This window comes from Lysobacter sp. TAF61 (assembly GCF_052113485.1).
GTDB lineage: Bacteria > Pseudomonadota > Gammaproteobacteria > Xanthomonadales > Xanthomonadaceae > Lysobacter_J.
In genome coordinates this window covers 340,504-364,589 of record NZ_JBFRDH010000004.1, presented here as the reverse complement: position 1 = coordinate 364,589, position 24,086 = coordinate 340,504, and the positions used below count along the sequence as shown (strand labels likewise).

19 protein-coding genes are annotated in these 24,086 nt (G+C 68.1%); 6 read left to right on the top strand and 13 right to left on the bottom strand.

Features of this window, described 5'->3' with window-relative positions; translation table 11 throughout:
- Nucleotides 1–62: 62 nt before the first annotated feature.
- A complete protein-coding gene (locus AB4Y64_RS11775) occupies nucleotides 63–1,487 on the top strand; it encodes a TolC family outer membrane protein (RefSeq protein WP_441816633.1) in 1,425 nt (474 codons plus the stop codon).
- Nucleotides 1,488–1,683: 196 nt separating this feature from the next.
- Here the strand turns inward: AB4Y64_RS11775 and waaA are convergent, their stop codons facing one another.
- Nucleotides 1,684–2,979, bottom strand: a complete 1,296-nt coding sequence (waaA, locus tag AB4Y64_RS11770) for a lipid IV(A) 3-deoxy-D-manno-octulosonic acid transferase (RefSeq protein ID WP_441816632.1) — start codon at nucleotides 2,977–2,979, stop codon at nucleotides 1,684–1,686.
- A 79-nt stretch (nucleotides 2,980–3,058) separates the two neighbouring features.
- On the opposite strand from waaA, the gene lpxL reads away from it, so the two are divergent.
- A complete protein-coding gene (lpxL, locus tag AB4Y64_RS11765) occupies nucleotides 3,059–3,994 on the top strand; it encodes an LpxL/LpxP family Kdo(2)-lipid IV(A) lauroyl/palmitoleoyl acyltransferase (protein ID WP_441816631.1) in 936 nt (311 codons plus the stop codon).
- A gap of 24 nt (nucleotides 3,995–4,018) precedes the next feature.
- On the opposite strand, the gene AB4Y64_RS11760 is transcribed toward lpxL, so the two are convergent.
- From AB4Y64_RS11760 to AB4Y64_RS11730, 7 genes are all read right to left on the bottom strand, one after another.
- Nucleotides 4,019–4,987 carry an MBL fold metallo-hydrolase gene (locus AB4Y64_RS11760; RefSeq protein WP_441816630.1) on the bottom strand — a complete coding sequence of 323 codons (969 nt, stop codon included), beginning with the start codon at nucleotides 4,985–4,987 and terminating at the stop codon, nucleotides 4,019–4,021.
- A gap of 123 nt (nucleotides 4,988–5,110) precedes the next feature.
- Nucleotides 5,111–6,412 (bottom strand): O-antigen ligase family protein, encoded by a 1,302-nt coding sequence (locus tag AB4Y64_RS11755; RefSeq protein WP_441816685.1) that lies wholly within the window; start codon nucleotides 6,410–6,412, stop codon nucleotides 5,111–5,113.
- Nucleotides 6,413–6,422: 10 nt separating this feature from the next.
- The gene (locus tag AB4Y64_RS11750) at nucleotides 6,423–7,550 is read right to left on the bottom strand and encodes a glycosyltransferase (protein WP_441816629.1); all 1,128 of its coding nucleotides are present in this window, start codon (nucleotides 7,548–7,550) and stop codon (nucleotides 6,423–6,425) included.
- A 30-nt stretch (nucleotides 7,551–7,580) separates the two neighbouring features.
- On the bottom strand, nucleotides 7,581–7,778 hold the full coding sequence (locus tag AB4Y64_RS11745; RefSeq protein ID WP_441816628.1) for a zinc-finger domain-containing protein: 198 nt from the start codon (nucleotides 7,776–7,778) through the stop codon (nucleotides 7,581–7,583).
- Nucleotides 7,779–7,872: 94 nt separating this feature from the next.
- Complete coding sequence (locus tag AB4Y64_RS11740; protein ID WP_441816627.1) at nucleotides 7,873–8,580, bottom strand: pirin family protein; 708 nt, start codon at nucleotides 8,578–8,580, stop codon at nucleotides 7,873–7,875.
- 9 nt (nucleotides 8,581–8,589) lie between these two features.
- Nucleotides 8,590–9,180 carry a YceI family protein gene (locus tag AB4Y64_RS11735; RefSeq protein WP_441816626.1) on the bottom strand — a complete coding sequence of 197 codons (591 nt, stop codon included), beginning with the start codon at nucleotides 9,178–9,180 and terminating at the stop codon, nucleotides 8,590–8,592.
- 53 nt (nucleotides 9,181–9,233) lie between these two features.
- The gene (locus tag AB4Y64_RS11730; protein ID WP_441816625.1) at nucleotides 9,234–9,836 is read right to left on the bottom strand and encodes a malonic semialdehyde reductase; all 603 of its coding nucleotides are present in this window, start codon (nucleotides 9,834–9,836) and stop codon (nucleotides 9,234–9,236) included.
- 133 nt (nucleotides 9,837–9,969) lie between these two features.
- Between AB4Y64_RS11730 and AB4Y64_RS11725 the strand changes: the two genes are divergently transcribed.
- Nucleotides 9,970–10,935, top strand: a complete 966-nt coding sequence (locus AB4Y64_RS11725) for a mitochondrial fission ELM1 family protein (protein WP_441816624.1) — start codon at nucleotides 9,970–9,972, stop codon at nucleotides 10,933–10,935.
- Nucleotides 10,936–10,958: 23 nt separating this feature from the next.
- Here AB4Y64_RS11725 and glnE read toward each other — a convergent pair whose 3' ends face one another.
- The 4 genes from glnE to groES form a co-directional block, all read right to left on the bottom strand.
- Nucleotides 10,959–13,847, bottom strand: a complete 2,889-nt coding sequence (glnE, locus tag AB4Y64_RS11720; RefSeq protein WP_441816623.1) for a bifunctional [glutamate--ammonia ligase]-adenylyl-L-tyrosine phosphorylase/[glutamate--ammonia-ligase] adenylyltransferase — start codon at nucleotides 13,845–13,847, stop codon at nucleotides 10,959–10,961.
- A gap of 960 nt (nucleotides 13,848–14,807) precedes the next feature.
- Nucleotides 14,808–17,414 (bottom strand): S8 family serine peptidase, encoded by a 2,607-nt coding sequence (locus AB4Y64_RS11715; RefSeq protein ID WP_441816622.1) that lies wholly within the window; start codon nucleotides 17,412–17,414, stop codon nucleotides 14,808–14,810.
- A 371-nt stretch (nucleotides 17,415–17,785) separates the two neighbouring features.
- Entirely contained in the window at nucleotides 17,786–19,423 is a 1,638-nt protein-coding gene (gene groL / locus AB4Y64_RS11710) for a chaperonin GroEL (RefSeq protein WP_441816621.1), read from the bottom strand.
- 135 nt (nucleotides 19,424–19,558) lie between these two features.
- On the bottom strand, nucleotides 19,559–19,846 hold the full coding sequence (gene groES, locus AB4Y64_RS11705; RefSeq protein WP_441816620.1) for a co-chaperone GroES: 288 nt from the start codon (nucleotides 19,844–19,846) through the stop codon (nucleotides 19,559–19,561).
- Between the two features lie 514 nt (nucleotides 19,847–20,360).
- Here groES and AB4Y64_RS11700 point away from each other — a divergent pair.
- On the top strand, nucleotides 20,361–20,762 hold the full coding sequence (locus tag AB4Y64_RS11700; RefSeq protein WP_441816619.1) for a helix-turn-helix transcriptional regulator: 402 nt from the start codon (nucleotides 20,361–20,363) through the stop codon (nucleotides 20,760–20,762).
- 4 nt (nucleotides 20,763–20,766) lie between these two features.
- Here AB4Y64_RS11700 and AB4Y64_RS11695 read toward each other — a convergent pair whose 3' ends face one another.
- Nucleotides 20,767–21,246 carry a hypothetical protein gene (locus tag AB4Y64_RS11695; protein WP_441816618.1) on the bottom strand — a complete coding sequence of 160 codons (480 nt, stop codon included), beginning with the start codon at nucleotides 21,244–21,246 and terminating at the stop codon, nucleotides 20,767–20,769.
- Between the two features lie 134 nt (nucleotides 21,247–21,380).
- Here AB4Y64_RS11695 and cutA point away from each other — a divergent pair, with 134 nt between their 5' ends.
- Nucleotides 21,381–21,722, top strand: a complete 342-nt coding sequence (cutA, locus tag AB4Y64_RS11690; protein ID WP_441816617.1) for a divalent-cation tolerance protein CutA — start codon at nucleotides 21,381–21,383, stop codon at nucleotides 21,720–21,722.
- Nucleotides 21,715–24,081, top strand: coding sequence for a protein-disulfide reductase DsbD (gene dsbD / locus AB4Y64_RS11685; protein WP_441816616.1), 2,367 nt, complete (start codon nucleotides 21,715–21,717; stop codon nucleotides 24,079–24,081). The genes cutA and dsbD overlap by 8 nt, the downstream gene beginning before the upstream one ends.
- Nucleotides 24,082–24,086: the final 5 nt, after the last annotated feature.

The window sequence follows — 24,086 nt, the reverse complement described above, 5'->3', positions numbered from 1 at the left end:
AGCCCCTTCACACGTCTGCATGACGCATGCCGACGGTTCATAGACACGGACAAGGACATCGCATGATCCGCCGCCCGCTCGTAATCGCCCTCGCCACTGCAATGGGCCTGTCGGCCCTGATGCCGGCCACGGCTGCCGCCGAAGACCTCTTGCAGACCTACGAGCTGGCGCGCGATAGCGACCCGCAACTGTCCGCCTCCGAAGCCAGCCGCCTGGCCGTCAAGGAAGGCGCGGTGCAGACCCGCGCCGCGATGCTGCCGCAGATCGACGGCACCGCATCGCTGGGCCGCTCGGAGAACCACAACCGCGGCGACCTGGCCCTCAACCCCGACGGCACCGTCAGCGGCGGCAACAGCCAGACCGACACGACCACGCGCAGCAGCGAGGTCCGTCTGAGCCAGATGATCTACGACCGCGCCAACTTCACCCGCCACAAGAGCCAGAAGGCGCTGAGCGAAGCCAGCGACTTCCAGCTTGCGGCAGCCGGCAACGACCTGATCACGCGCACCTCGGCGGCGTACTTCAACGTCCTCATCGCCCTGGAATCGCTGGTCGCGGCCGAAGCCGCCGAGACCGCGCTGAAGAAGCAGTTCGACTACGCCTCCAAGCGCCTGGAAGTCGGCCTGGCGCCGATCACCGACGTGCACGAAGCGCGCGCCCAGTACGACAGCGCCCGCGCCAACACGATCCTCGCCCGCAACATCCTCGAAGACGCCTACCAGGGCCTGACCGAGCTGACCGGCAAGGACGTGCGCGGAGTGAAGGGCCTGCCCAAGGACTTCCAGCCGGTGCTGCCGGAATCGCGCGACGCCGAAGGCTGGGTGCAGACCGCCATCGAGAACAACCCGGCGCTGCGTGCCAAGGACCTGCAGGTGCAGTCGACCGAGGCCGACATCGAGACCGCACGCGCCGGCCACTGGCCGCGCCTGTACCTCAACGGCAGCTACGGCGACTCCACCGCCTGGGGCGACAGCACCCTGCGCGACCTGGGCATCACCCGCGACAACGACAGCCGCCAGTACGGCCCGGCCGTCGGCGTGACCCTGTCGGTGCCGATCTTCGCCGGTGGCGCCACCCAGTCCGGCGTGCGCCAGGCCCTGGCCCGCCACGACGTCGCCAACGACGAGCTTGAGTCGCAGAAGCGCGCACTGATCCGCAACACCCGCAACGCCTACCAGACCCTGGTCGCCAGCGTCAGCGAAGTCGAAGCCCGCCGCCTGGCGCTGGTCTCGGCCAAGAGCGCGTACGACGCCTCGCAGGTCGGCCTGGAAGTCGGTACCCGCACCGTGCTGGACGTCCTGCAGAACCAGAACAACCTCTTCCGCGCCCAGCTCGAGTACGCCCGCGCCCGCTACAACCACCTGCAGAACCGCCTGCTCCTGGAACAGGCCGCCGGCACGCTCGACATCGCCGACGTGCAGGACATCAACCGCCTGCTCACGCTCGACACCGAGTCGTACGTGGCACCGGGCGACGTGAAGGGCTGAGTCGCAGCGACATCGGCAGCGAAAGAAAAACCGCCGGACCTCCGGCGGTTTTTTGTTGGGCGGATCAAAGGCAACGTCGCCGGGTTCCCGCCTTCGCGGGAATGACGGCTTGAGGACGAAGACCGGGCAACAAAACGCTGGAGCGTCGTCCGCCGGGCCGGGGATTGCCCCCACGAAGACCGACGCGCCCGCGGTACTACGGAGCAGGCGGCAACAGCGGCTGCAACAGCGCCAACGTCCGCGCCAGCGCACCCCGACCCGTCTCCACCAGCGCCCGTCCTGCCGCCGCCATGCGCTCACGCGCCTGGCGATCGCCGAGCAGTTCCTCCAGCGCCTCGCGCACCGCGTCGGCATCCTTCACCACCCGCACCGCCCCGGCATCCTGCAGACGTTGCGCGATCTCGACGAAATTGTGCAGATGCGGACCCGTGACGATGGCCGTCCCGGTTGCGGCCGGCTCGAGCAGATTGTGGCCACCGATCGCCTGCAGACTGCCGCCGACGAATGCCACGTCGGCACAGGCGTAGAAACTCATCAACTCACCCAGCGTATCGATCACGAACACCGCATCGTCCGCCTTCGGCCATTGCGCCCGCGAACGCGTCGACACCTGCCAGCCTGCCGCACGCGCCGTGTCGGCGACCATGCGGAACCGCTCCGGATGGCGCGGCGCCCACAGCAACAGCAGATCGGGAAACAGCGCGCGCAGCCGACGATGGATGGTGATGACCGCCATCTCCTCGTCCTCGTGCGTGCTCGCGGCAATCCACACCGGACGCGCGCCGGCCTCACTGCGGCACTGCGCCGCGAACACCGCGATATTTTCCGGCACCGCCACGTCGAACTTCAGGTTGCCGACCTCGACAACCTGATCGGCACGCGCCCCCAGGCGCTGGAAACGCTCACCGTCGGCACGCGACTGCGCCGCCACCGTACGCACCGTCCGCAGCGCGCGCGCCACCAGCGGCGCCAGCACCCGGTAACCGCGCAGCGAACGCTCCGACAACCGCGCATTGAGGATCAGCACCGGGATGCCGTGGTCGCGGCAGCCGAACAACAGGTTCGGCCACAGCTCGGTTTCCATGATCAGCGCCGCGTGCGGCCGATAGTGCGCGAGGAAGCGCCCGACCGCGCCGGGCAGATCGTAGGGCAGGTAGACATGCTCGACCGTGTTGCCCCACAGCGCCTGCACACGCTCAGACCCGGTCGGCGTGATGGTGGTGACCAGCAGGCGCAGGTCCGGCCGGGTGCGGCGCAGCGCATTGATCAGCGGCACCGCCGCGTTGACCTCGCCCACCGACACCGCATGCACCCACAGCGTCCGCAGGTCCGGTCGCTGGGCATAGAACGCATAGCGCTCCTGCCAGCGCAGGAAATACGACGGCTGGCGCAGGCCACGCCAGATCAGGTGGTAGACCGTAATGGGCGCCAAAAGATAGAGCGCGACCGAGTACAGGCCACGCATTACGCGCTCGATAGGGTCTGTCGACATCGACACTAGGATAACCAAGGCGCATGAGGGAAAGGAGAGCGGGGCAGACCAATCGCGCCCGGATGCCTAGAATCCACCCATGCCCAAGGCCATCGAATCCCCCACCTCGCCGCCCTCCCCGCCGCTCGGCCCGCGACACTGGCCGATGTGGCTGGCGCTGGCCGTGATGTGCCTGGGCGCCCGCCTGCCGTGGGCGCTGCAGCGCTGGCTCGGCCGCGGCATCGGCGCAGTGGCGTTCCTGGTCGCCGCCGATCGCCGCCGCGCCGCGCGGATCAACCTCGCGCTGTGCTTCCCGGAGAAGACGCCGGACGAACGCGAGACCCTGCTCCGCGACAGCTTCCGCGACCTGGGCATCGGCCTGTTCGAGTTCTCGCGCGCATGGTGGGGCTCGGCTGCGGCGATGCGGCGCACGGTGCGGATCGAGGGCCTGGAACTGCTCGACGACATCCGCGCCCAGGGCCGTGGCGTGCTGATGGTGTCGGGCCATTTCATGACCCTGGAAATGTGCGGCCGGCTGATGTGCGACCACCTGCCGCTGACCGGCATGTACCGCCGCCACCGCAGCCCGGTGATGGAGTGGGCGGTCAAGCGCGGTCGCCTGCGCTACGCCAAGGCGATGTTCACCAACGAGGAAGTGCGTCCGGCGATACGCCACCTCAAGCAGGGCGGCTTCCTGTGGTACGCGCCGGACCAGGACATGCGCGGCAAGGACACCGTGTTCGCGCCGTTCTTCGGCGTCGCCGCCGCCACCATCACCGCCACCCACCAGTTCGCGCGCCTGAGCGGCAGCGCGGTCGTGCCGTTCTTCCACCGTCGCGAGGGCGGCGACTACGTGCTGCGCATTGGCGCGCCGCTGGCCGACTTCCCGTCCGCCGACGCCACCGTCGACAGCACCCGCGTCAACGCCGCGATCGAGGCGATGGTGCGCGAAGCGCCGAGCCAGTACCTGTGGATCCATCGCCGCTTCAAGCGGCGACCGCCAGGGATGACGTCGCCGTACGCGCGCCGCGATTGAGTTGAACGCGGAACGAAGCCCCGGTCAGGGTTCGATTCGCATCCCGTCTTCGGCAAACTGCAACCTTCCCTGGTAGTGCCTGCGAATGGATCGGGTGACGCGCCCGCGCGACGTATCGACACTCGCCGAAAGGTGGCTGAGCAGCACCGCGCCGACCCCGGCCGAGGCCGCGATCCGGCCGATATCGCCAGGCGAGGTGTGCAGGGTATAGAGCGCCGGCGGAGCGTCGGGCGGGTCGAGGACGACGGCGTTGAACACGAGCAGGCCGGAGCCTTTGGCGATCCGCGTCAGGGCGGCATGTCCCTGGGCGTCGATGTCGCCACTGAACGTGATGCTCTTTCCCTTGTAGTCGACGCGGTAGATCACCGCAGGCGCATCGCGGTGATGGCCTGCGATGGCGCTGATGACCAGGCCGTCGATGCGATGGATGACCTGGGGTGCTGAGGATGCGCTTCCCGCGGGGAAGAGGTCTTCGGCATTGAAGTTTACGGTCCCGGCGAAGTCGGCCAGGTAGCTGTAGGCGCCAGCCTTGCCGAACAGCAATCCGATGTAGTCACGGGTGGATGGAAACCGGGCGGCGTCGCCATCGCCTTGCGCGCCATCGGGGCCGAATACCCGGAAGTCGATGTCGGTGCGGGCGCTGACGGCGCGCGCCTTGACGATCCCGGGCAGTTCGGCCGCGTGATCGGCATGAAGGTGGGTCAACAGCACGGTGTCCAGATGGCGGATGTCGAGTTTTGCCTCACCCAGGCGCACCAGCGTTCCCGGCCCCGCATCCACCACAATGCGCGGCTCGCCATCGACCAGCAGGACGTAGCCTGCGCCGGCGCGGCCACTGGCGCCGGGCCCGCCGGAGCCGAGTACGACCATCTCCAGCGGCGCCGCAACGGCCGGTGAATTCGCCCGCGCGGGTTGCGCAAGCGTGCAGAAGAGCAGCGCCGCCGCCACCGTATGCAACCACCGGGAAGGACGCAAAGCTGGGCCGAAGCTCATTGGCTATCAACGCTCATGACGATCACGGATGCGATTCTCCGTGGCTTTCCTGCACGTGCCTTGGCGCGGCTTGGCGGCCGTCCACTCGGCGTCACCACCGCTGACATGCACCGCAGGCTGTCGCTACTCCCGCGCCAGCAGGCTGCCCGCATACAACGCCGCCAGCAGCAGGGTCAGCCCGCCCCAGAACGTCGAATAGAACGCCAGGTGGGTGTTGAACGGGAATACCGTTGCCGCCAATGCCCACAGCGCCGGACGCGCGCGCTCGCGCGCCTGCTCGTCGGCGAAGCTCCACGCGCGCCACGCCAGGGCGACACCGGCCAGCCACATCAGCAGGCCGAAAACACCGGTCTCGCTCATCACCTCGAGCACGATCTGGTGCGCATGCAGCGCAGGTCCAGTACCCCAGGCAGCGACCTGCCCCGGTGCCGGATCGCAATGCGGGAACGCCTCGCGGAAGCCGCGCGCACCGACGCCGTTGAACGGATGCTCGCGCACCATGCACCCGGCCGCCGTCCAGATCCGTGCCCGCCCCGACAGCGCGCTGTCGACGCCTTCGACATCGGCAGCCAGCACGTGCGTGGTGCGGGCGATGCGCTCGCGCACCTGCGGCACCGAGGTGCCCAGCGCCACCACCGCGATCGCGCCGAACACGAACACGGCGGCCAGCTTCTTCCAGCCCAGCAGGCGCCAGCCCGACAGCGCCAGCGCAACGGAGAAGGTGATCCACGATGCGCGCGAACCGGCCAGCACCAGCACGACGCCGACCGAGGCGGCGGCAACCAGCCAGCCCAGCGTTCCCAGGCGACGGCCGCCAGCGAACAGCACGAACGGCGACAGGCTCGCCAGCACCGGCCCCAGCTTGAGGTTGCACGGCCCGAGCACGCCGCTCAGGCGATCCACGCCGGCGATCTCCTGCGGCGTGCACATGCCGTGGTTGCTGATCGCATGCTTGATGGCATCGATGCCCGAGAACAACGGGCTGCTGCCGGTGGCCGCCTGCAGCAGCGCGTCGACGGTCCAGATCGCGACGATCACCGCCAGCCCGCCGAAGGTGATGCGGCGTCCGCGCGGATCGGCCACGGCCGACGCCACCAGCCACAGGAACGGCAGGTAACGCAGGTCCACCGCCGCTTCGCGCAGGGCGCGGGCCGGGTCGATGGCGTCGATGGCCGACACCAGTTCCGGCGTCCAGTAGGCGAAGAACAGCACGCTGGTCAGCGCCCACGCCGGGTTGCTCAGCAACTGCGTGCCGCCGCGAAAGCGCGACAGGGCCAGGCGGATGATCGCCGCCAGCGCACCCAGCACCAGCACGCCCTCGGCATAGCCCGGGGCCGGCCACAGGGCGACATAGGTCAGGATCCACGCCGGCGCCCAGCGCCAGCCGTGCGCGCGCGGCGCCGCGCCACCCATGCCCGTGTCCATGACAGCGTGGTCAGCGGCGGCTGGGTTCATCGGCGAACTCGGCGTAGACGGCAAGCGTGGCCTCCTGCATCGCGCGCAAGGAATCGGGAATCCTAGCCGTTGGCGCGGACGGATGCGTAAGAAGTTCGTGGGCTCTGTGATGCAGCGCACCCTGGTCGAACGGTGTCACCGCGCCATCGGGCTGCCAGCGCGCAAGCAGTTCGCCGACGCCGCCATGGCCCCAGCCCAGCAGCGGACGACCCACCGACAGCGCCTCCAGCACGGTGCGTCCGAATGACTCGGGTTTGCGCGACAGCTGCAGCACCAGGTCGCTGGCGGCGTAGGCACGGGCAATGGCATCGGTCGGGGCGGTGAAGGCGACCGCGGCGTCGATGCCGCGCGCGCGTGCATCGGCCTCGAGCTCGGCGACGTAGGCCTCGCGCCCTGCCTCGCGCGCACCCGGCAACCACAGTCGCGCATCCAGGCCATCGCCGCGCAGCCGCGCCAGCAGTTCCAGCGCATCGGCGTGGCCCTTCAGGCGCGTGCCGCGACCGGGCAGCAGCAGCAGCGGCCCATTGCCGCCCAGCGCCGGATGCAGGGACGCGGCCCATGCGCGCGCCGCCGCATCGGGCAGCGGTGCGCGTGGAAACTGGGTCGGGTCGATGCCGCGTTCGATGACGCGAAGCTTGGCGGCGTCGGTGTCGGAATAATGCCGGAGCACGTAGTCGCGCACGGTCTGCGATACGCAGATCACGCGCTCGCCGCGCGTCATCACCGCGCTGTAGCGCGACGGCGAATTGAGGCCGTGGACGGTGGTCACCAGGTGCGGCCGCCGCGCGGCATCGATGCCACGCAGCGCCAGCACGCCGATCCAGGCCGGCAGGCGCGAACGTGCATGCACCACGTCGGCGCCCTCGCGCAGCAGCAGCGCGCGCAGCGTGCGGACATGGCGCAACGTCAGCAGCGACTTGCGACCGACATCGAGGGTGACGTGCTCGGCGCCGAGCGCCTGCAACCGTGGCACCAGACGGCCACCGGCAGAGACGACGATCGCGCGATGTCCGGCCGCGACCAGGGCCTGGGCAATTTCGAGGGTGGAACGTTCGACGCCGCCGGATTCAAGCGCGGGCAGCAGCTGGACGACGGTCAGGCGGCGCATGCCCGGAGGAATGGCGGCGAGCCGGCGTCGTCAGTCTTCCAGGACGAAATGCGAGCCGCAGTACGGGCACTGCACCTCGCCCTCGGCCTCGACTGGCAGGTAGACGCGCGGGTGCGAGTTCCACAGGCCCATCGACGGCAGCGGGCAGCTCAGCGGCAGGTCGCTGCGATGCACGACATAGCGCAGCTCGGCATTGGCCTGGGTCGGATGGGCGGTGGCTGCGGTCATGGGACTGGACAGGTGGCGACGCGGGACGGCTAGTTTAGCAGCCTGCCGACACCCTCACCCTCACCCTGATCGCCAACTGTAGCCTCGGACGGCGTCAGTGGCCCAGGTCGAACAACAGCACGTCGGCGCGGCCCTGGCCGCCTCCGTGCAGTCGCAACGGGCCCGATTCGTCCTGGAAACCGAGCGCGTCACCGGCCTGCAACTCGCGGCCGTTGGCGCTGACCGTGCCCTGCACCACCTGCAGCCAGTACAGGCGGGCCGGGTCGAGCACGTGCTCGGCGGACTCGCCCTGGTCCAGGCGCACGTCGCGCACGATCGCATCCTGGCGCAGCGGCACGCTTCCGTTGCGGCCATCCGGCGCGGCCAGAAGGGTCCAGCCGCGGGCATCGGCGGCTACCGCCGCGCGCTGCGCGTAGGCCGGCTCGTGGTTGAGCCGCGAGGGCTGGATCCAGATCTGCAGGAAGTGCACCGGCTGCGTCGGCGAGCCGTTGTACTCGCTGTGCTCCACGCCGTGGCCGGCGCTCATCCACTGCAACTCACCCGGACCGATGAGGCCACCGCCACCGGAACTGTCCTTGTGCGCCAGGCCACCGGAGATGACGTAGCTGAGGATTTCCATGTTGGCGTGGCGGTGCGGCGGGAAACCCGCGCCGGCATCGACGCGGTCTTCGTTGATCACCCGCAACGGTCCGAAGCCCATCCAGGCCGGGTCGTAATAGCCGCCGAACGAAAACGTGTGGCGGCTGTCGAGCCAGTCCGTGCGGACATGGCCCCGGGCACTGGATGGGCGTTCGATGATCATTGCCCAAGCTTACTTCTTGGCGTCGGGCTTGGGCACGTTGGCTTCGGTGGTGATGCGGATGGTGACTGCGTCGCTGACGTTGGGCACGTACTTGGCGATGCCGAAATCGCTGCGGTTGATGGTGGTGGTGGCATCGAAGCCGGCGGCGGCGCGCTTGGAGATCGGGTTCTCGCCGACCTTGTTGATGGTCGTGTCGAGCACGACCGGCTTGGTCACGCCGTGCAGGGTCAGGTCACCGAACACGCGCAGCTTGTTGCTGCCCGCGGCTTCGACCTTGGTGCTCTTGAAGGTGATGGTCGGGTACTTCTCGGCGTCGAAGAAATCGGCGCTGCGCAGGTGCTCGTTGAAGTCCGACACGTGCGCTTCCAGACCCGACATCGGAATGGTCACCTCGACCTTCGACGCGCCGACGTGGTCGGGGTCGTAGGTGACGAAGCCATCGACTTCGCCGAAATGGGCGATCGGGTTGGAGAAACCGAAGTGGCTCCAACTGGCGATCACGTCGGTGTGGTTGGGGTCGATCTTGTAGGTCACCGGCGCGGCAAAGGCGACGGTGCTGGCGGCGGCGAGGGCGACGACCAGGGCAATGCGCTTGAACATGGTGTGGATCTCCTTGTGGATGGGGCGTGCGGCGCAGTTCATGGGAGCGAGGCTCAGAGAATCTGGGCGGCTTCGTCGAACGAAAGCCGTGGCGAGCGCGGGAACAGCTTGGCGGGGTCGCCGTGGCCGAGGTTGATCAGGAAATTGGACTTGACCTGGGTGCCGGCGAAGAACGTCTCGTCGACCACATGGTTCTTGAAGCCCGACATCGGGCCGGTATCCAGGCCCAGCGCCCGCGCCGCCATCAGCACGTAGGCGCCCTGCAGGCTGCCGTTGCGCAGGGCGATGACCTCCAGGTCATGCGCCGGCCGGCCTTCGAACCAGGAGCGCGCGTCGGCATGCGGGAACAGATAGGGGAGTTTTTCGTAGAAGGCCATGTCGAAGCCGACGATCACCGTCACCGGCGCGGCGATCGACTTGGCCAGGTTGCCCTCGTCCAGGGCCGGCGCCAGCCGCGCCTTGGCTTCGGCCGACTTCACGAACACCAGCCGCAGCGGCGACATGTTGGCGCTGGTCGGACCCCACTTGGCCAGCTCGTACAGCTGGTGCAGGGTTTCGTCGCTGACCTCGCCGGCAAGCTCGTTGTGCGTGCGGGCGGTGCGGAACAGGCGGTCGAGGGTGGCCTCGTCGAGCGCGGCGTGGGAGGGGTGCGACATCAAATACTCCATGTGAAGCCGCCGGGAGTGCCCCGCGGCCGAGGAATGAAAGTGTAGAGTCTGGCGCGATCGCAACACTCGACGCTTCCAGAACGGATTGAGCACAATCGTGCAACAACCAGGTTCCAGCACCATGAATGTTGCGACTTCCACCGACAGCACCACGGTCTGGTCGATCAGCGACGGCAAGGCCGGCAATCGCCGCCAGTCCAATGCGCTGGCGGGCGCGCTGGGGCAGCCGTTCCGCGAGTGGTCGCTGTCGCCACAGGCACCCTGGCAATGGCTGGCGCCGCGCCGCTGGCCGGGATCCGGGCGCGCCTTCGGCGCCGGCTTCGCCCAGGCGCTGGCTGCGCCGCCGCGGTTGGCCATCGGCTGCGGGCGCCAGGCCGGGCTGGCCACGCGCCTGCTGCGCGAGCGCGGCGCACGCACGGTGCAGATCCTGGATCCACGCATGGCCACCACGCATTGGGACCTGGTGGTCGCGCCGGAACACGACCGCCTGTATGGCGAGAATGTCATTGCGATGGTGGGCAGCCTGCATCCGGTCGACGACCTCTGGCTGGCGGCGGCGCGGCAGGAGTTCGCAGGCTACGCCGCCCTGCCCGGCCCGCGCACCGCGTTGCTGCTCGGCGGCGCGAGCGCGCATGCGCGGTTCGACGACGCCCTCTACGAACAGGTTCTCGCCCGCGTCGAGGCGATCGTGCGCGACGAAGGCGGAAGCCTGCTGGCGACGGCGTCGCGACGCACGCCGGCGAGGGTTCGCCAGGGTCTGCGCGAGCGGCTGTCGGCACTGCCGGGGGTGGTATGGCGCGGCGAGGAAGACGGCGCCAACCCGTACCACGGCCTGCTCGGCTGGGCCGACCGGATCGTCTGCACGGCCGACTCGGTCAACATGCTGTCGGAGGCCGCGGCGACGTGGGCGCCGGTGTTCGTCGCCGGGCTGGAGCGTATCGACGGTCGGCCGCGACGCTTCCTCGACAGCCTGCTGGAACGTGGACGCATCCGCACGCTCGACGCCGCGCCAGATGCTTTCCCGGTGAATCCGTTGCGCGAAACCGCGCGCGTGGCTGCGCAGGTGCAGGCGCGGCTGCGCGTGTAGCGCAGCTGCCTGACGGACCGCATCTACGACAACGCGGCCGGCCCGGCGTCGAATGTAAGTCCGCGCTGCGCCGCCGCTTCGGTGATGACCCGGCGCGCATCGGCAATGGCGTCGGTCACCGGCAACCGCCGCGGGCGGCGATCGAGCGTGCAGGCCAGGCCGGCTTCGAGCAGCACCGCATGCGCCTGCAGCAGCGCATCGGTTTCCGCTTCGCCGAACCAGCCGCTGCTGCCCATGACTCGGATCAGCTCCGGCGTGCTGCGCGGCTGCAGCCAGTCACGATGCGCTTCCGACTCGGCCAGTACCGCGTACTGCAGCAGGAACTCCAGGTCGACCAGCCCGCCCTCGCCCTGCTTGAGGTCGAACGCGGCCGCGTCGCTGCGGTCGAGCTCGGCACGCATGCGCCGCCGCATCGCCACCACATCGCCGCGCAGGGCCGCCGCGTCGCGCGTGCGTGCCAGCGTCTGCGCGCGCACGTCCTCGAAATCGGCAGCCAGCGTGGCGTCGCCGGCAACGAATCGCGCGCGCACCAGCGCCTGGTGCTCCCACGTCCACGCACGCTCGCGCTGGTAGTCGCGATAACTGGCCAGGCTCGACACGAGCAGGCCCTTGGCGCCGTCGGGCCGCAGGCGCACGTCGACATCGAACAGGCGTCCGGCGCCGGTGACCGCACCCAGCAGCGCGACCACCTTCTGCGCCAGCCGGGCAAACCAGCGCGACGCTTCCAGCGGGCGCGCGCCGTCGGAGTGCGCGCCGTCGGAGGCCGCGCTCTCGCCACCGGGCGCTTCGTAGAGGAATACCAGGTCGAGATCGGAGCCGAAGCCGAGCTCTTCGCCGCCCAGGCTGCCGTAGCCGATCACCGCAAATCGCGCGCCGGCGACGCGACCGTGCGCGCTGGCGACCTCGTGGTCGGCCAGGTGCAACACCCGCATCACCACGCCGTCGGCCAGCCAGGCGAGCTGGCGTGCGCATTCCGCCGCCGGCTGGCGGCCATCGCGCAATGCCATCGCAATGCGAAAGCTCAGCGCCTGGCGCACTTCGTTGAGGGCCTGCAGCACGGCTTCGGCGTCGTCGTCCGCGCCTTGCGCCACGGCGAAGCACGCCGCATGCAATGCGTCGCGCCCGGGCAGCGGACCGGCCACGCGCGCATCGAGCAGTTCATCCAGCAGCAGCGGATGCGCCGCCAGGCGTTCGGCCAGCAGCGCACTGCGGCCGACCACTTCGACCAGCCGCGCCAGCGCCGCCGGTTGTTCGTCGAGCAGCGCCAGGTAAGCGCTGCGACGCAGTACGTTGTGCAGCAGCGCCAGCAGGCGGCGCAGCGCGAGCATCGGTTCGCTGGAGGCGGCAGCGGCCTGCAACAGCGCCGGCAATACCCGGTCCAGGCGCGATCGCGCACTGTCGGACAGGCCCCGCACGCCGGGGCTGCGGGCGAAATCGCGCAGGACGCCGTCGGCGTTGCCGGCCTCGATGAACCCTGCATCGCCAAGCACCGCGCTATCGCCGCCGTCGGGCAGCGCGCGCCAGTAGGCGGTCAGCGCATCGGGCGCGCTGCGGCGACGGCGCGGCGCCAGCAGGGCTTCGAACTCGGCCGTGACGCGGCCGCGCTGGACGTCCAGCGAGTCGCGCAGGGTGTCCCAGTCGGCGTAGGCCAGCGCGGTGGCGATGCGTGCGCGGTCCTCGATTGCCTCCGGCAAGGCGTGCGTCTGCGCATCGCGCAACATCTGCAACCGGTTTTCCAGCTGGCGCAGGTAGCGATAGGCCTGCGCCAACAGGGCGGCGGCCTCTTCGCTGACCTGTCGCGCCTCGACCAGCGCCTGCAGCGCCGGCAACAGGCGCCGGCCGCGCAGTGCCGGTTCGCGACCGCCGTAGATCAGTTGCAGCGCCTGTACGAGGAATTCGATCTCGCGGATGCCGCCCGGGCCGCGCTTGATGTCGTCGGCCAGTTCCTTGCGCGCGACTTCGGCACTGATCGCCGCTTTCATCGCACGCAGTCCATCGAGTGCGCCGAAGTCGAGGTAGCGGCGGTAGACGAACGGCCGCAGGCTCTCGAGGAAGCGTTCGCCGGCTTCGATGTCGCCGGCCACCGGGCGCGCCTTCTGCCAGGCGTAGCGTTCCCAGTCGCGGCCTTCGCGCTGGAAGTACTGTTCCATGGCGTTGAATGACCACGCCACGCGGCCGGCATTGCCGTACGGCCGCAGGCGCAGGTCGACGCGATGGCAGAAGCCGTCGACGGTGGGTTCGTCGAGCAACTTGGCCAGTTGCTGGCCAAGGCGGGCGAAGTAGTGCTCGGCGTCGAGCGGGCGCGGGCCGTCGCTGCCTGGAGACGATGCGCCGCCGTCGTGTTCGTAGGCATAGACCAGGTCGACGTCGGAACTGAAATTCAGTTCTTCGCCGCCGAGCTTGCCCAGCCCGAACACCACGAGTCGCTGCGGGCGACCCTCGCTGTCGCGGATCACGCCGTGGCGCTGCGCGAATTCCTCTTCGATCGCGGCCAGGCCCAGTTGCAGGCATTGTTCGGCCAGGCGCGTGCTTGCCGCGAGCGTGGCATCGACGTCGTCGAGGCCGAGGACGTCGCGCCAGATCATTCGCGTCGATTCGGCCGTGCGGTAGCGGCGCAGCAGTGCCGGCCACTGTTCGCGCTGGCCAGCCAGCAGTTCCGGCGGCGGTGCCGGCGGTGCATCGGCATCGACGGACAGTCGCAGTAGCAGGTCTGGCTGCCGCAGCAGGGTCTCCACGGCGAAGTCGCTGGCGCGCGCCAGCGCGGTCAGGCGTGCATCAAGCTCGGGATCGTTGTGCCATGCCTCGGGGGCGGCAGCGCGAAGGCGGGCGAGTGCGCGCGCGACGAAGGGTTCGACATCGGTCATCGCCAAATGATGGCACGCACGTGTGCGGGTCGGAGTTGGCGTTGGCATTGGCGTTGGCGGACGCCTTGCTGCTGCGGTGCGGTGCGGTGCGGGGCTGCTGGCTGCGGTGGGGCGCTGTCCGCCGGGCCGGGGATTGCTCCGCCCCTTAATCGGACATCCTTGTCCGATGCGGGGCGCGGGACATCCATGTCCCGCTGCTACGCAATCCCCGACCCGACGGACAACGCTCTGCCAATTCATTGCCCGGTCTTCGTCCGAAAACCGTCATTCCCGCGAAGGCGGGAACCCAGGGACGTAGACCTCATCGGCGACAGCGAAGATCAACGCGGATCCCGGCGTTCGCCGGGATGACGGTCAGGGGCAACGTCGCTGGGTTCCCGCCTTCGCGGGAATGACGGGCGCGCGTTTTTTGAACCACTGGAGCCTTTCGCGGGCGTTCGGGACCGAGCTCACCGAGCGGACGCGCGAATGAGTCGAGGGCACGGACACCGCCCTGTATCCAACCAGCCCGAGTCCCATCCTTGCAGCGACCTCACGCGGGCAGCGCAAGAGCACCAACACGCGAAGTCAATAAATTGGCGAAAACGTTGTGAAGGAGGGGGTGGGGTGTATTTCGTGAACGATTAACGGAGCGAAGCGGAGGTTCGCGAAATGCACCCCACCCCCTCCCCCACCGACCACGCGATCACGCGACCACATGGCCGCAAAAAGACGCCTCACCAAACAGCGGGCAATAAAAAAGCCCGCCCCGGTCGAACCGGTTGCGGGCCTGCTCCCTCCCCCACGTCGGGATGCGGGGCCGATCGTGAAGGAACCGTTAGGGCCTTGCACGCTGCACTGCAAAAAAGAACTCACGGGTATAGAAAGCCCTGAAAACAGCCGCTTTGAGCCAGCCACCCCACCTTTTCATGAATAGGGATTTGTCAGCGCAATTGCATACGAAGGTGCAAAAAACACAGGCCCCGCCTTGCGGCGGGGCCTGCTGGCCATCAGTACCTGAACAGGGGATCAGGGACGGGCGATGGTCACCACCGGCGACTGCCACTGCTCCCAGTGCGCCGGGTTGTTTTCATCACCCAGGGCCTTGAGGACATACAGCCGCAGGATGTAGCTGCCGTTGGGCACGACGATCTGCTTGTTCTTGTTCTTCGTGGTCACGCCATCCCACGAATAGGCGAAGAAGCCGGTCGAAGTCGAATTGCGGCCCAGGAACTCTTCCTTGTACGCGGTGTACCAGAGCTTGCCCGAACCGGCCTCGTAGACATCAAGCCGCATCTCGCGCGCCTGGTGATCGTGGTGGACGAGGAAGAACGGGATGTCGTCGCCAACCATCGAGTAGGTCGCACCGGCCGGCTGGTTGTTGAAGAACCCACCCGACAGCTTGGCCAGCCACGGGAAGCCATTGACGGTCGGCACCAGCACCTGACGCAGCTGGTAATCGCCGATGTAGCCGGCAAACGGCACACGCAGCGTCGGGCTGCCATCGTTCGGCGTGAACACCAGGTAGCCACCGTACTGGCCACCCACCGGCTCGGCCGGCGGTGCGATCGTCACCGGGATGGTCACGCTCTGCTTCTTCGTCAGCGTCACCGTCGACGCGTAGAAGGTCACTCCGGCATCGCCTTCGAAGAAGCTCGGCGTGAACGTGTTGGGCCCTGTGGTCAGTGCGTTCTCATACGACAGCGTGTAGGTCACCGTCGTCTTGCCGGTGTTCTTCAGCGTGATCGCCTGCGTGGTCGCACCGCTGGCACCTTCACCCAGCGACAGCTTGCCGGGGTTGATGCGCACTGCTGCCGTCACCGCATCGTCGATGCGCAGCATGCCCGCACCCTGACGGTGCACGTTGTCGAGGTAGCCGGCGGTCGGAGCGAGCGACCAGGGCTTGGGCACGGCGGAGTTCTGCAGGATCCTGGCGACTGCCTGCGGGTTGGTGTCCGGCGCCGACTGCAGCAACAACGCGGCAGCACCGGCCACGTGCGGCGATGCCATCGACGTGCCGCTGATCGATGCGTAACCGCCACTTTCCAGCGGATAGGTCGACCAGATCGAACCGCCCGGCGCACCGATGTCCGGCTTGAGCTGCAGGTCCGGCGACAGGCCATAGGCGCTGAAGCTGGAAATCAGGCCACCGGCCACGTTCGGGAACGAGTCGGTATCGCCGCTCCAGGTCAGCTGCACCGGTCCACCGGCGACGCGACCATCGAGCAGGTCGCCGAAGGCCTTGGTCGTGCCCACGGTCGGGATGTTCACCGACGGGACGCCGGCCACGGTCGGGTTCAACGGTGCGGCGGAGACGTTGTCGTAGATCACCACTGCAGCGGCGCCTGCGTTCTGCGCATTGATGGCCTTGATGTAGAACGTGCAGCCACCGCGACGGATCAGCACTGCCTGGCCGGTGAGGCTGCCGGCGGGAAGCGCGAGGCAAGCCGCATCGACGCTGGCCGCGGTGCCGACGCGACCCAGCGGCAGACTGCCGGACACCGGTGCATTCGGCGAACCGGTGGCCGGGTTGAAACCGACCTTCAGGTTGTCAGGCGATGCGGTGAAGTAACGCTGGCGGGCCGAGATGTTGTCGAACGAGGCCACACTGATGACCTTGTCGCCGGTGCTCGGGGCACCCGTGGAATACATGCCGGTGGCGCCGCTGTTGCCAGCGGAGGCAACGACCACGATGCCCTTGTTGACCAGTCGCGATGCCGCCTTCGCGGTCGGGTAGTCTGGCCACTGGTAGGTCGAGCCGATGCTCATGTTGAGCACGTCCATGCCATCGTGGTCCGCGCGTTCCATGGCCGCGATCATGATGTCGGCAGTGGTCGAGCCTTCGCAGCCGAAGACGCGATAGGCGCCGAACTTCACCTTCGGCGCAACGCCCTTCACCGCGCCGTTGGCGCCGATGATGCCCGACACGTGCGTGCCATGGCCGTTGCAGTCGTCGGGGTTGCTGTCCGGCGTTGCGACCGGGTTGTAGGTCGGCGAATCCGGATCGGCGTTGAACGCGTCGCCGACAAAGTCCCAACCCTTGATCACGCGCGAGGTCGGAAACGGCGTGCTGTGATTGGTGCCATTGCCACCCAGGTCGGGATGGTCGATGTCGATGCCGGTATCCATCACCGCCACGCGGATGCCGCGGCCGTCGAGGCCGAGTTCGTTCTGGGCGATGTCGGCGCCGGTCATCGTCAGCGCGGTGATCAGGTCCGGATGCGGGTTGGTTTCCGGATCGGGCATCTGCATGACCTCGACCGGATAGATTGCCTTGACGCCGGGCAGGCGCGCGACCGTGCTCAGCTGGCTGCGCGTGACCGTCAGCGACAGACCGTTGAACAGATCGTTGTAGGCGAAGTTCTCGCGGTACCTCACGCCCGCGGCGCGCGCGCCGTCGCGGAAGGCTTTCTTCTCGGCATCCAGCGATGCCGCCGAGCCGCCGTCTGCCTTGGGTGAAGCGCTGAGTTCCACGAACCAGCGTTGCGGGCTTTCATCCTTGGGCGGTCCGGCCTCGGGCTGAGCGGGGGGATCGTCGGGAAATACCTGTTTCAGCGCCGTCGACACCGGCGCGGCGAGGGCGGCCATGCAGGCGCTGGCAATCGCCGTAACTACAAGTACGGTTGGCTTCTTCACTGCGAATCCCCTTCTTCAAAGTAGGTGATGACGCAAAATGGAACAGCCCCCTGTGGTGCCATTGTTGCCTGAAATTGGCAGTCTCCGCGCGCGGCGATGCAACAAGAAAACGCGCCTGCCCCGGGGCAGCAACATGACTGCGCCGGTCTTCACAATGGCTTCACGCCTGCCCGGGGCTCGAGCGATAGCGCAAGGAGTCAAACGCGCAAGCAGTGGTGCGTCGGCCAGTGAATGGGCGCATCTGGATGGCATGGAAATTGCCATCCAAAAAGCGAATCGCGCAATTGCGGTCGCGCACAAAAAAAAGCCCCGCATCGCTGCGGGGCTTTTCGTGTTGCTTTGGTATCGCTACATCAGCGCTGGAGGCTGGATCAGAAGTCCATGCCGCCCATGCCGCCCATGCCGCCGCCCGGCATCGCCGGCTCGTCCTTCTTCGGCAGCTCGGCGACCATTGCTTCGGTCGTGATCATCAGGCCGGCGATGGACGCTGCGTTCTGCAGCGCGGTGCGGGTGACCTTGGTCGGGTCCAGGATGCCCAGCTCGATCATGTCGCCGAACTCGCCGTTGGCGGCGTTGTAGCCGAAGCTGCCCTTGCCCTCGGCGACCTTGTTGACGATGACCGACGGCTCTTCACCGGCGTTGGTGACGATCTCGCGCAGCGGCGCTTCCATCGCGCGCAGGGCGATCTGGATGCCGTGGTTCTGGTCTTCGTTGGCACCCTTGAGGTTGGCGATCGCAGCCTTGGCGCGCAGCAGTGCAACGCCGCCGCCCGGGACGATGCCCTCTTCAACGGCAGCACGCGTGGCGTGCAGGGCGTCTTCGACGCGTGCCTTCTTTTCCTTCATCTCGATCTCGGTCGAAGCGCCGACCTTGATCACCGCAACGCCGCCGGCCAGCTTGGCCACGCGCTCCTGCAGCTTCTCGCGGTCGTAGTCGGAAGAGGTCTCCTCGATCTGCGCCTTGATCTGCTTGATGCGCGACTGGATGCCGTCGGCTTCGCCGGCGCCGTCGATGATGGTGGTGTTCTCCTTGGAGACCTGCACCTTCTTCGCGCGGCCCAGATCCTTGATCGTGGCCTTCTCGAGCTGCAGGCCGACTTCCTCGGAGATCACGGTGCCGCCGGTGAGGACGGCCATGTCTTCCAGCATCGCCTTGCGACGGTCGCCGAAGCCCGGCGCCTTGACGGCGCAGACCTTGACGATGCCGCGGATGGTGTTGACCACCAGGGTCGCCAGCGCTTCGCCTTCGACTTCCTCGGCGACGATCAGCAGCGGCTTGCCGGCCTTGGCCACGCCCTCGAGGACGGGCAGCAGGTCGCGCACGTTGGAGATCTTCTTGTCGTACAGCAGGATGAACGGATCATCCAGTTCGGCCTGCATCGACTGCTGGTTGTTGATGAAGTACGGCGACAGGTAGCCGCGGTCGAACTGCATGCCCTCGACGACGTCGAGCTCGTTCTCCAGGCCCGAACCGTCTTCAACGGTGATCACGCCTTCCTTGCCGACCTTGTCCATCGCCTGGGCGATCAGGTCGCCGATGTTGGCGTCGGAGTTGGCCGAGATCGTACCGACCTGGGCGATTTCCTTGCTGGTCGAGGACGGCTTGGAGATCTTCTTGAGCTCGTCGACAGCAGCGACGACGGCCTTGTCGATACCGCGCTTGAGGTCCATCGGGTTCATGCCGGCAGCGACGGCCTTCATGCCTTCGCGGATCAGCGCCTGGGCGAGGACGGTGGCGGTGGTGGTGCCGTCACCGGCGTTGTCGGAGGTCTTGGAAGCGACTTCCTTCACCATCTGCGCGCCCATGTTCTCGAACTTGTCGGCAAGCTCGATTTCCTTGGCGACGGAGACGCCGTCCTTGGTGATGGTCGGGGCGCCGAAGCTCTTCTCGAGCACGACGTTGCGACCCTTCGGGCCGAGCGTGGCCTTGACGGCATTGGCGAGCACATTGACGCCGCGCAGCATCTTGACGCGCGCGTCCTCACCGAAACGAATTTCCTTGGCAGCCATTTTCTATTACCTCAAAAGCGGGAATTGGGAATTGGGAATTGGGAACGAAAGGTTCGCGGCGGGAATGGGGCGGGAGGGGGAAGTGCGCGATGCGCTACGTTCCCGTTTCCCGATTCCCGATTGCCGCAGTGGCTCTCAGGCGAGCACCGCGAAGATGTCGTCTTCCTTGACCACCAGGTATTCGGTGCCGTCGAGCTTCACTTCGGTGCCGCTGTACTTGCCGAACAGGACCTTGTCGCCAACCTTGACCGAGGTCGGGCGGACGGTGCCGTTGTCGAGGACCTTGCCGCCGCCGACGGCGACGACTTCACCCTTGATCGGCTTCTCGGTAGCCGAGTCCGGAATCACGATGCCGCCAGCGGACATCTTTTCTTCTTCCATGCGCTTGATGACCACGCGGTCGTAGAGCGGCTTGATATTCATCGCGACAAATCTCCGAGGGATGTACGTAAGTTGTTGAACGAACGGGAAAAGTGATCGAATTTTAGCAGTCGACCCTGATGAGTGCCAATGTCAGGGACGAAGAAACCCGGCGAACCGGGACAGCGGGGGAGATTGGGTCCGCGCGGAGGGCTTTCAAGGGGCTCATGCGTTTGAGGCCCGAGCCTGGGGTGGGACCTGGCCACAAAAGGAAAGAGCGCGGCCCCGAAGGGACGCGCTCTTTCTGGTACGGAGGTGGCTGTCCTGTGCTCGTCGCGTCCTGCGCACGGCCCCGAACCGACGCCTTGTCACTACCAACGCCCTTGTCGGCAGGGCTCAATACTCTGCGCTTCGGCACAGTTCGGCCAGCGTCGGTGTGTTGAATTCTGGTAGCGTGACGTTCCGGAAAAGCTTGAAATCGTTGGTCTCCGTTGCAGGTATTGACGCACTGCGCTACCCATTGGACACAGCAATGGGTGAATTTTGTTCACTACGTGAGTAACGGTAGCAACCCGACATGACTCCGCAACAGCGCATTCGACTCGCCCGCCGTCATTGCGGGCTTTCGCAGGCCGCCCTGGGGGCCGCCGTGGGCGTGCAGCGCAGCGCGGTGGGGCACTGGGAGGCGGCGCGGGGCAAGTACCCGAGCGTGGCCCACCTCCGCGAGATCGCGCTGGTCACCGGCGTGCAGTTCGAGTGGCTGGCCACCGGGCGCGGAACCATGGGGCTGTCGGCAGATACCGCCCTGGATTCGGTCGCCGCTGCCGACGCGCTGCTGGTCGATGATCCGCTCGAGCTGCGGTTGCTGGCGGCCTTCCGCGAAGCGCCGACCCGCTCGAAGGCGCCACTGGTGGAGGTGGTCGAACAACTGGCGCAGTTGCGAACCGGGCGCGGCCGCGGGCGGGCACCGGCGCCGTAGCGGCTCAGCCGCCGCCGAGCCGTTTCACCACAGCCGGCGGCAGCGCCGAGCAGTCGCCGGCCGGTTCGAACGGGGCGGTTGCGGCGGCGCCGTCGATCGCCAGTTGCAGGCGCCTGGGCACCGGCGGCGCACTGATCGTGGCTGCCCAGACCGCGCGGATGGTCCCCTGCATGGGCGGCTCGGCCAGCGGGTTGCCGCTGGCATCGACGTACAGCAGCTGGCCCGGCGCCGAGGCGACGCCTTCGGCGCTGGCTGCGTCCAGCAGGCTCATCGTCTCCGGCTCGCTCCAGCAAGTCATCGCGTTTTCGCAGCTGAGGTCGGCCAGCACCCGCGGCGCCGCGGCATCGGCCAGCTGGCAGGCCGCATGCACGCGGATGCCGTAGGCCGGCTGGGCTGCAGCCATGACCGGGGCGGCACAGGCGAGCGCGAACAACAACGCGACCGGGACGGTCGGCAGCGGGCGTGGGCAGTGGCGATGGGACATCGAACCTCCTCCGGCGCGGCCGGACGGGTGCCGGCGCCGGCAGCCTACGGCATCCACCGGCGCATTGGGCAACACAGGCCGTTGCACCGGGTCATTCGCCCACCCCGGAGGCGGCAGCTACACTTGCGCCCCTCATGACCCCGCCCCCCGCATCGCCCGTACGGCTGGTTCTCAGCACCTGCGCCGACCCGCAAAGCGCCGACGCCATTGCCAGGGCCCTGGTCGGCGAGCGCCTGGCCGCCTGCGTCAACGTGCTCCCCGGGGTGGCCTCGACCTACCGCTGGAACGACGCGATCGAGCAGGCGCATGAAGTGCTGCTGGTGATCAAGACCACTGCCGACCGCCAGGACGCGCTGATCGCCAGGCTGCAGGCCCTGCATTCCTATGAACTGCCCGAGGCGGTCGCGGTCGAAGCCGTTGGCGGCCTTGCCCCCTACCTGCAGTGGGTGGCCGAACAGACCCGTGAACATGACTGAATCGATTCGACTGCGACCACGACTGCGCGCCGCGCTGCTGAAGACCTTCCTGGTCGCCTCCGGGCTGACGACGGCGCCGGCATTTGCCGCGATCAACCCCGACGACCTGCTGCCGGTCGACGAGGCCTTCGCGCTGCGCGCCGAAGCGCCCAGCGCCGACCGCATCGAGATCCGCTGGCATATCGCCGACGGTTACTACCTCTACAAGCACCGCATCGCCGTGCAGGCCGACCCGGCCTTTGCCGCGCAGCCGTTGCAGCTGCCGCCTGGCAAAGCCCATCAGGACGAGTTCTTCGGGCGCGTGGAGACCTACCGGCAGGCGCTCACGGCGGTGCTCCCAGGCACCGCGGGCACGGGCGGCGCCAGACCTGGCCAGGTCACGCTGAAGATCCGCTACCAGGGCTGCGCGGACGTCGGCATCTGCTATCCGCCGCAGACGCGCAACCTGACCGTGACACTGCCAACGGCCAACGCCGCCGCTTCCGGCGAACCCGTCGTCGCCTTCGGTCCGGCGCGCGGTGGCGCCGCGCTTGGCGGTGGCATGGTGGCTGGCAGCGGCGCTGCCGATGCGCTGCCGCTGCCGCCGGAACAGGCATTCGGTTTCGAGGCGATCGCCGGCGACGGCAACACCCTGCTGCTGCGCTTCACTCCGGCGCGGGGCTATTACCTGTATCGCGACAAGACCACGCTGCGTCTCGACGAGGCCGCGGGCAAGGCCGGCATCGCGCTGGGGAGCCCGCACTGGCCGCAGGGCGTGGCTCATCGCGACGAACACTTCGGCAACGTCATTGTCTATTTCGACCAGGTCGAGTTGCCGATCGCACTGACGCGCAGCAAGGCCGATGCGGCGACGGTGCGGCTCACGGCCGGCTTCCAGGGATGCCAGACCGACGGCATCTGCTATCCGCCGATGACGCGGACGGTGGAGGTTGCGTTGCCGGCGGGGGTGGTTGCGGTGGGGGCGGTTGCGGCGGCGGCTGACCGACAGCCCATCGCCTCCCCGGCCCTCCCCTTGAAGGGGAGCGAGCAAAGCGGCGGCGCTGCTGTCGCGCCCGCTTCTGACCTGGCCGAGGACAGCCGCCTTGCGGCCTCGCTCGCCGGGCCGAACCGCTGGTGGGCACTGGCGAGCTTCTTCGGCTTTGGCCTGCTGCTTTCGTTCACGCCCTGCGTGCTGCCGATGATCCCGATCCTGTCGGGCCTGATCGCCGGCCATGGCCCGGGCCTGGGCGCGCGCCGCGCATTCGCGTTGTCGTTCGTCTACGTGCTGTCCAGCGCGCTGGTGTTCACCGTCGCCGGCGTGGTCGCCGGCCTGGTCGGCGCCAACCTGCAGATCGCGTTCCAGAATCCGTGGGTGATCGGCGCATTCGCGCTGCTGTTCGTGGTGCTGTCGTTGTCCAGCTTCGGCCTGTACGAACTGCAGTTGCCGGCCGGACTTCGCAACCGGCTCGGCTCGATGAGCGACCAGCAACGCGGTGGCTCATGGGCCGGTGTTGCCGTGATGGGCGCGCTGTCGGCCCTGATCGTCGGGCCATGCGTGGCACCGCCGCTGGCGGCCGGCGTGCTCTACATCGGCCAGACCCAGGATCCGTTATTCGGCGGCGCCGCGCTGTTCCTGCTGGCGATGGGCATGGGCGTGCCGCTGCTCGCCTTCGGCGTTGCCGCCGGCAAGGGCCTGCCCACCAGCGGCCCGTGGATGGTCGCGGTGCAGCGCGTGTTCGGTTTCATCTTCCTTGGCCTGGCGGTGTGGATGCTGTCGCGCGTGCTGCCGGGCGCGGCGACGCTGGCGCTGTGGGGCGTGTTGCTGCTGGCGGCCGCGGCGACCATCTCCGTGGCGCTCAAGGCGACGCAGGGTTTTGCAATTCGCGTGCTCGGATCGACGGCTGCATTGCTGCTGGGTGTGGTCGGCGCGGGTCAGCTGCTCGGTGCGATGGCCGGCTCCAGCGATCCGCTGCAGCCACTCGCCGGCCTGCGCGGCGGCGGCGAAGCCCATGCGGCCGAACTGCCGTTCCGCACGATCAAGTCGCTGGCCGATCTCGACCGCGAAGTCGCTGCGGCCAAGGCCGCGGGCAAGCCAGTGATGCTCGACTTCTATGCCGACTGGTGCGTGTCGTGCAAGGAAATGGAGAAGTACACCTTCCCCGATGCCTCGGTGCAGTCGGCGCTCTCGGGCTTCGTCCTGCTCAAGGCCGACGTCACCGCCAATGACGATGTCGACCAGGCGCTGATGAAGCAGCTGGGGATCGTCGGCCCGCCGGCGACGCTCTATTACGTCGACGGCGCCGAACGCCGCAACCTGCGGCTTTTCGGCTTCGAGAAGGCCGGGCCGTTCGTCGAGCGAATCGGCAAGGCCAGCCGCTGATGGCC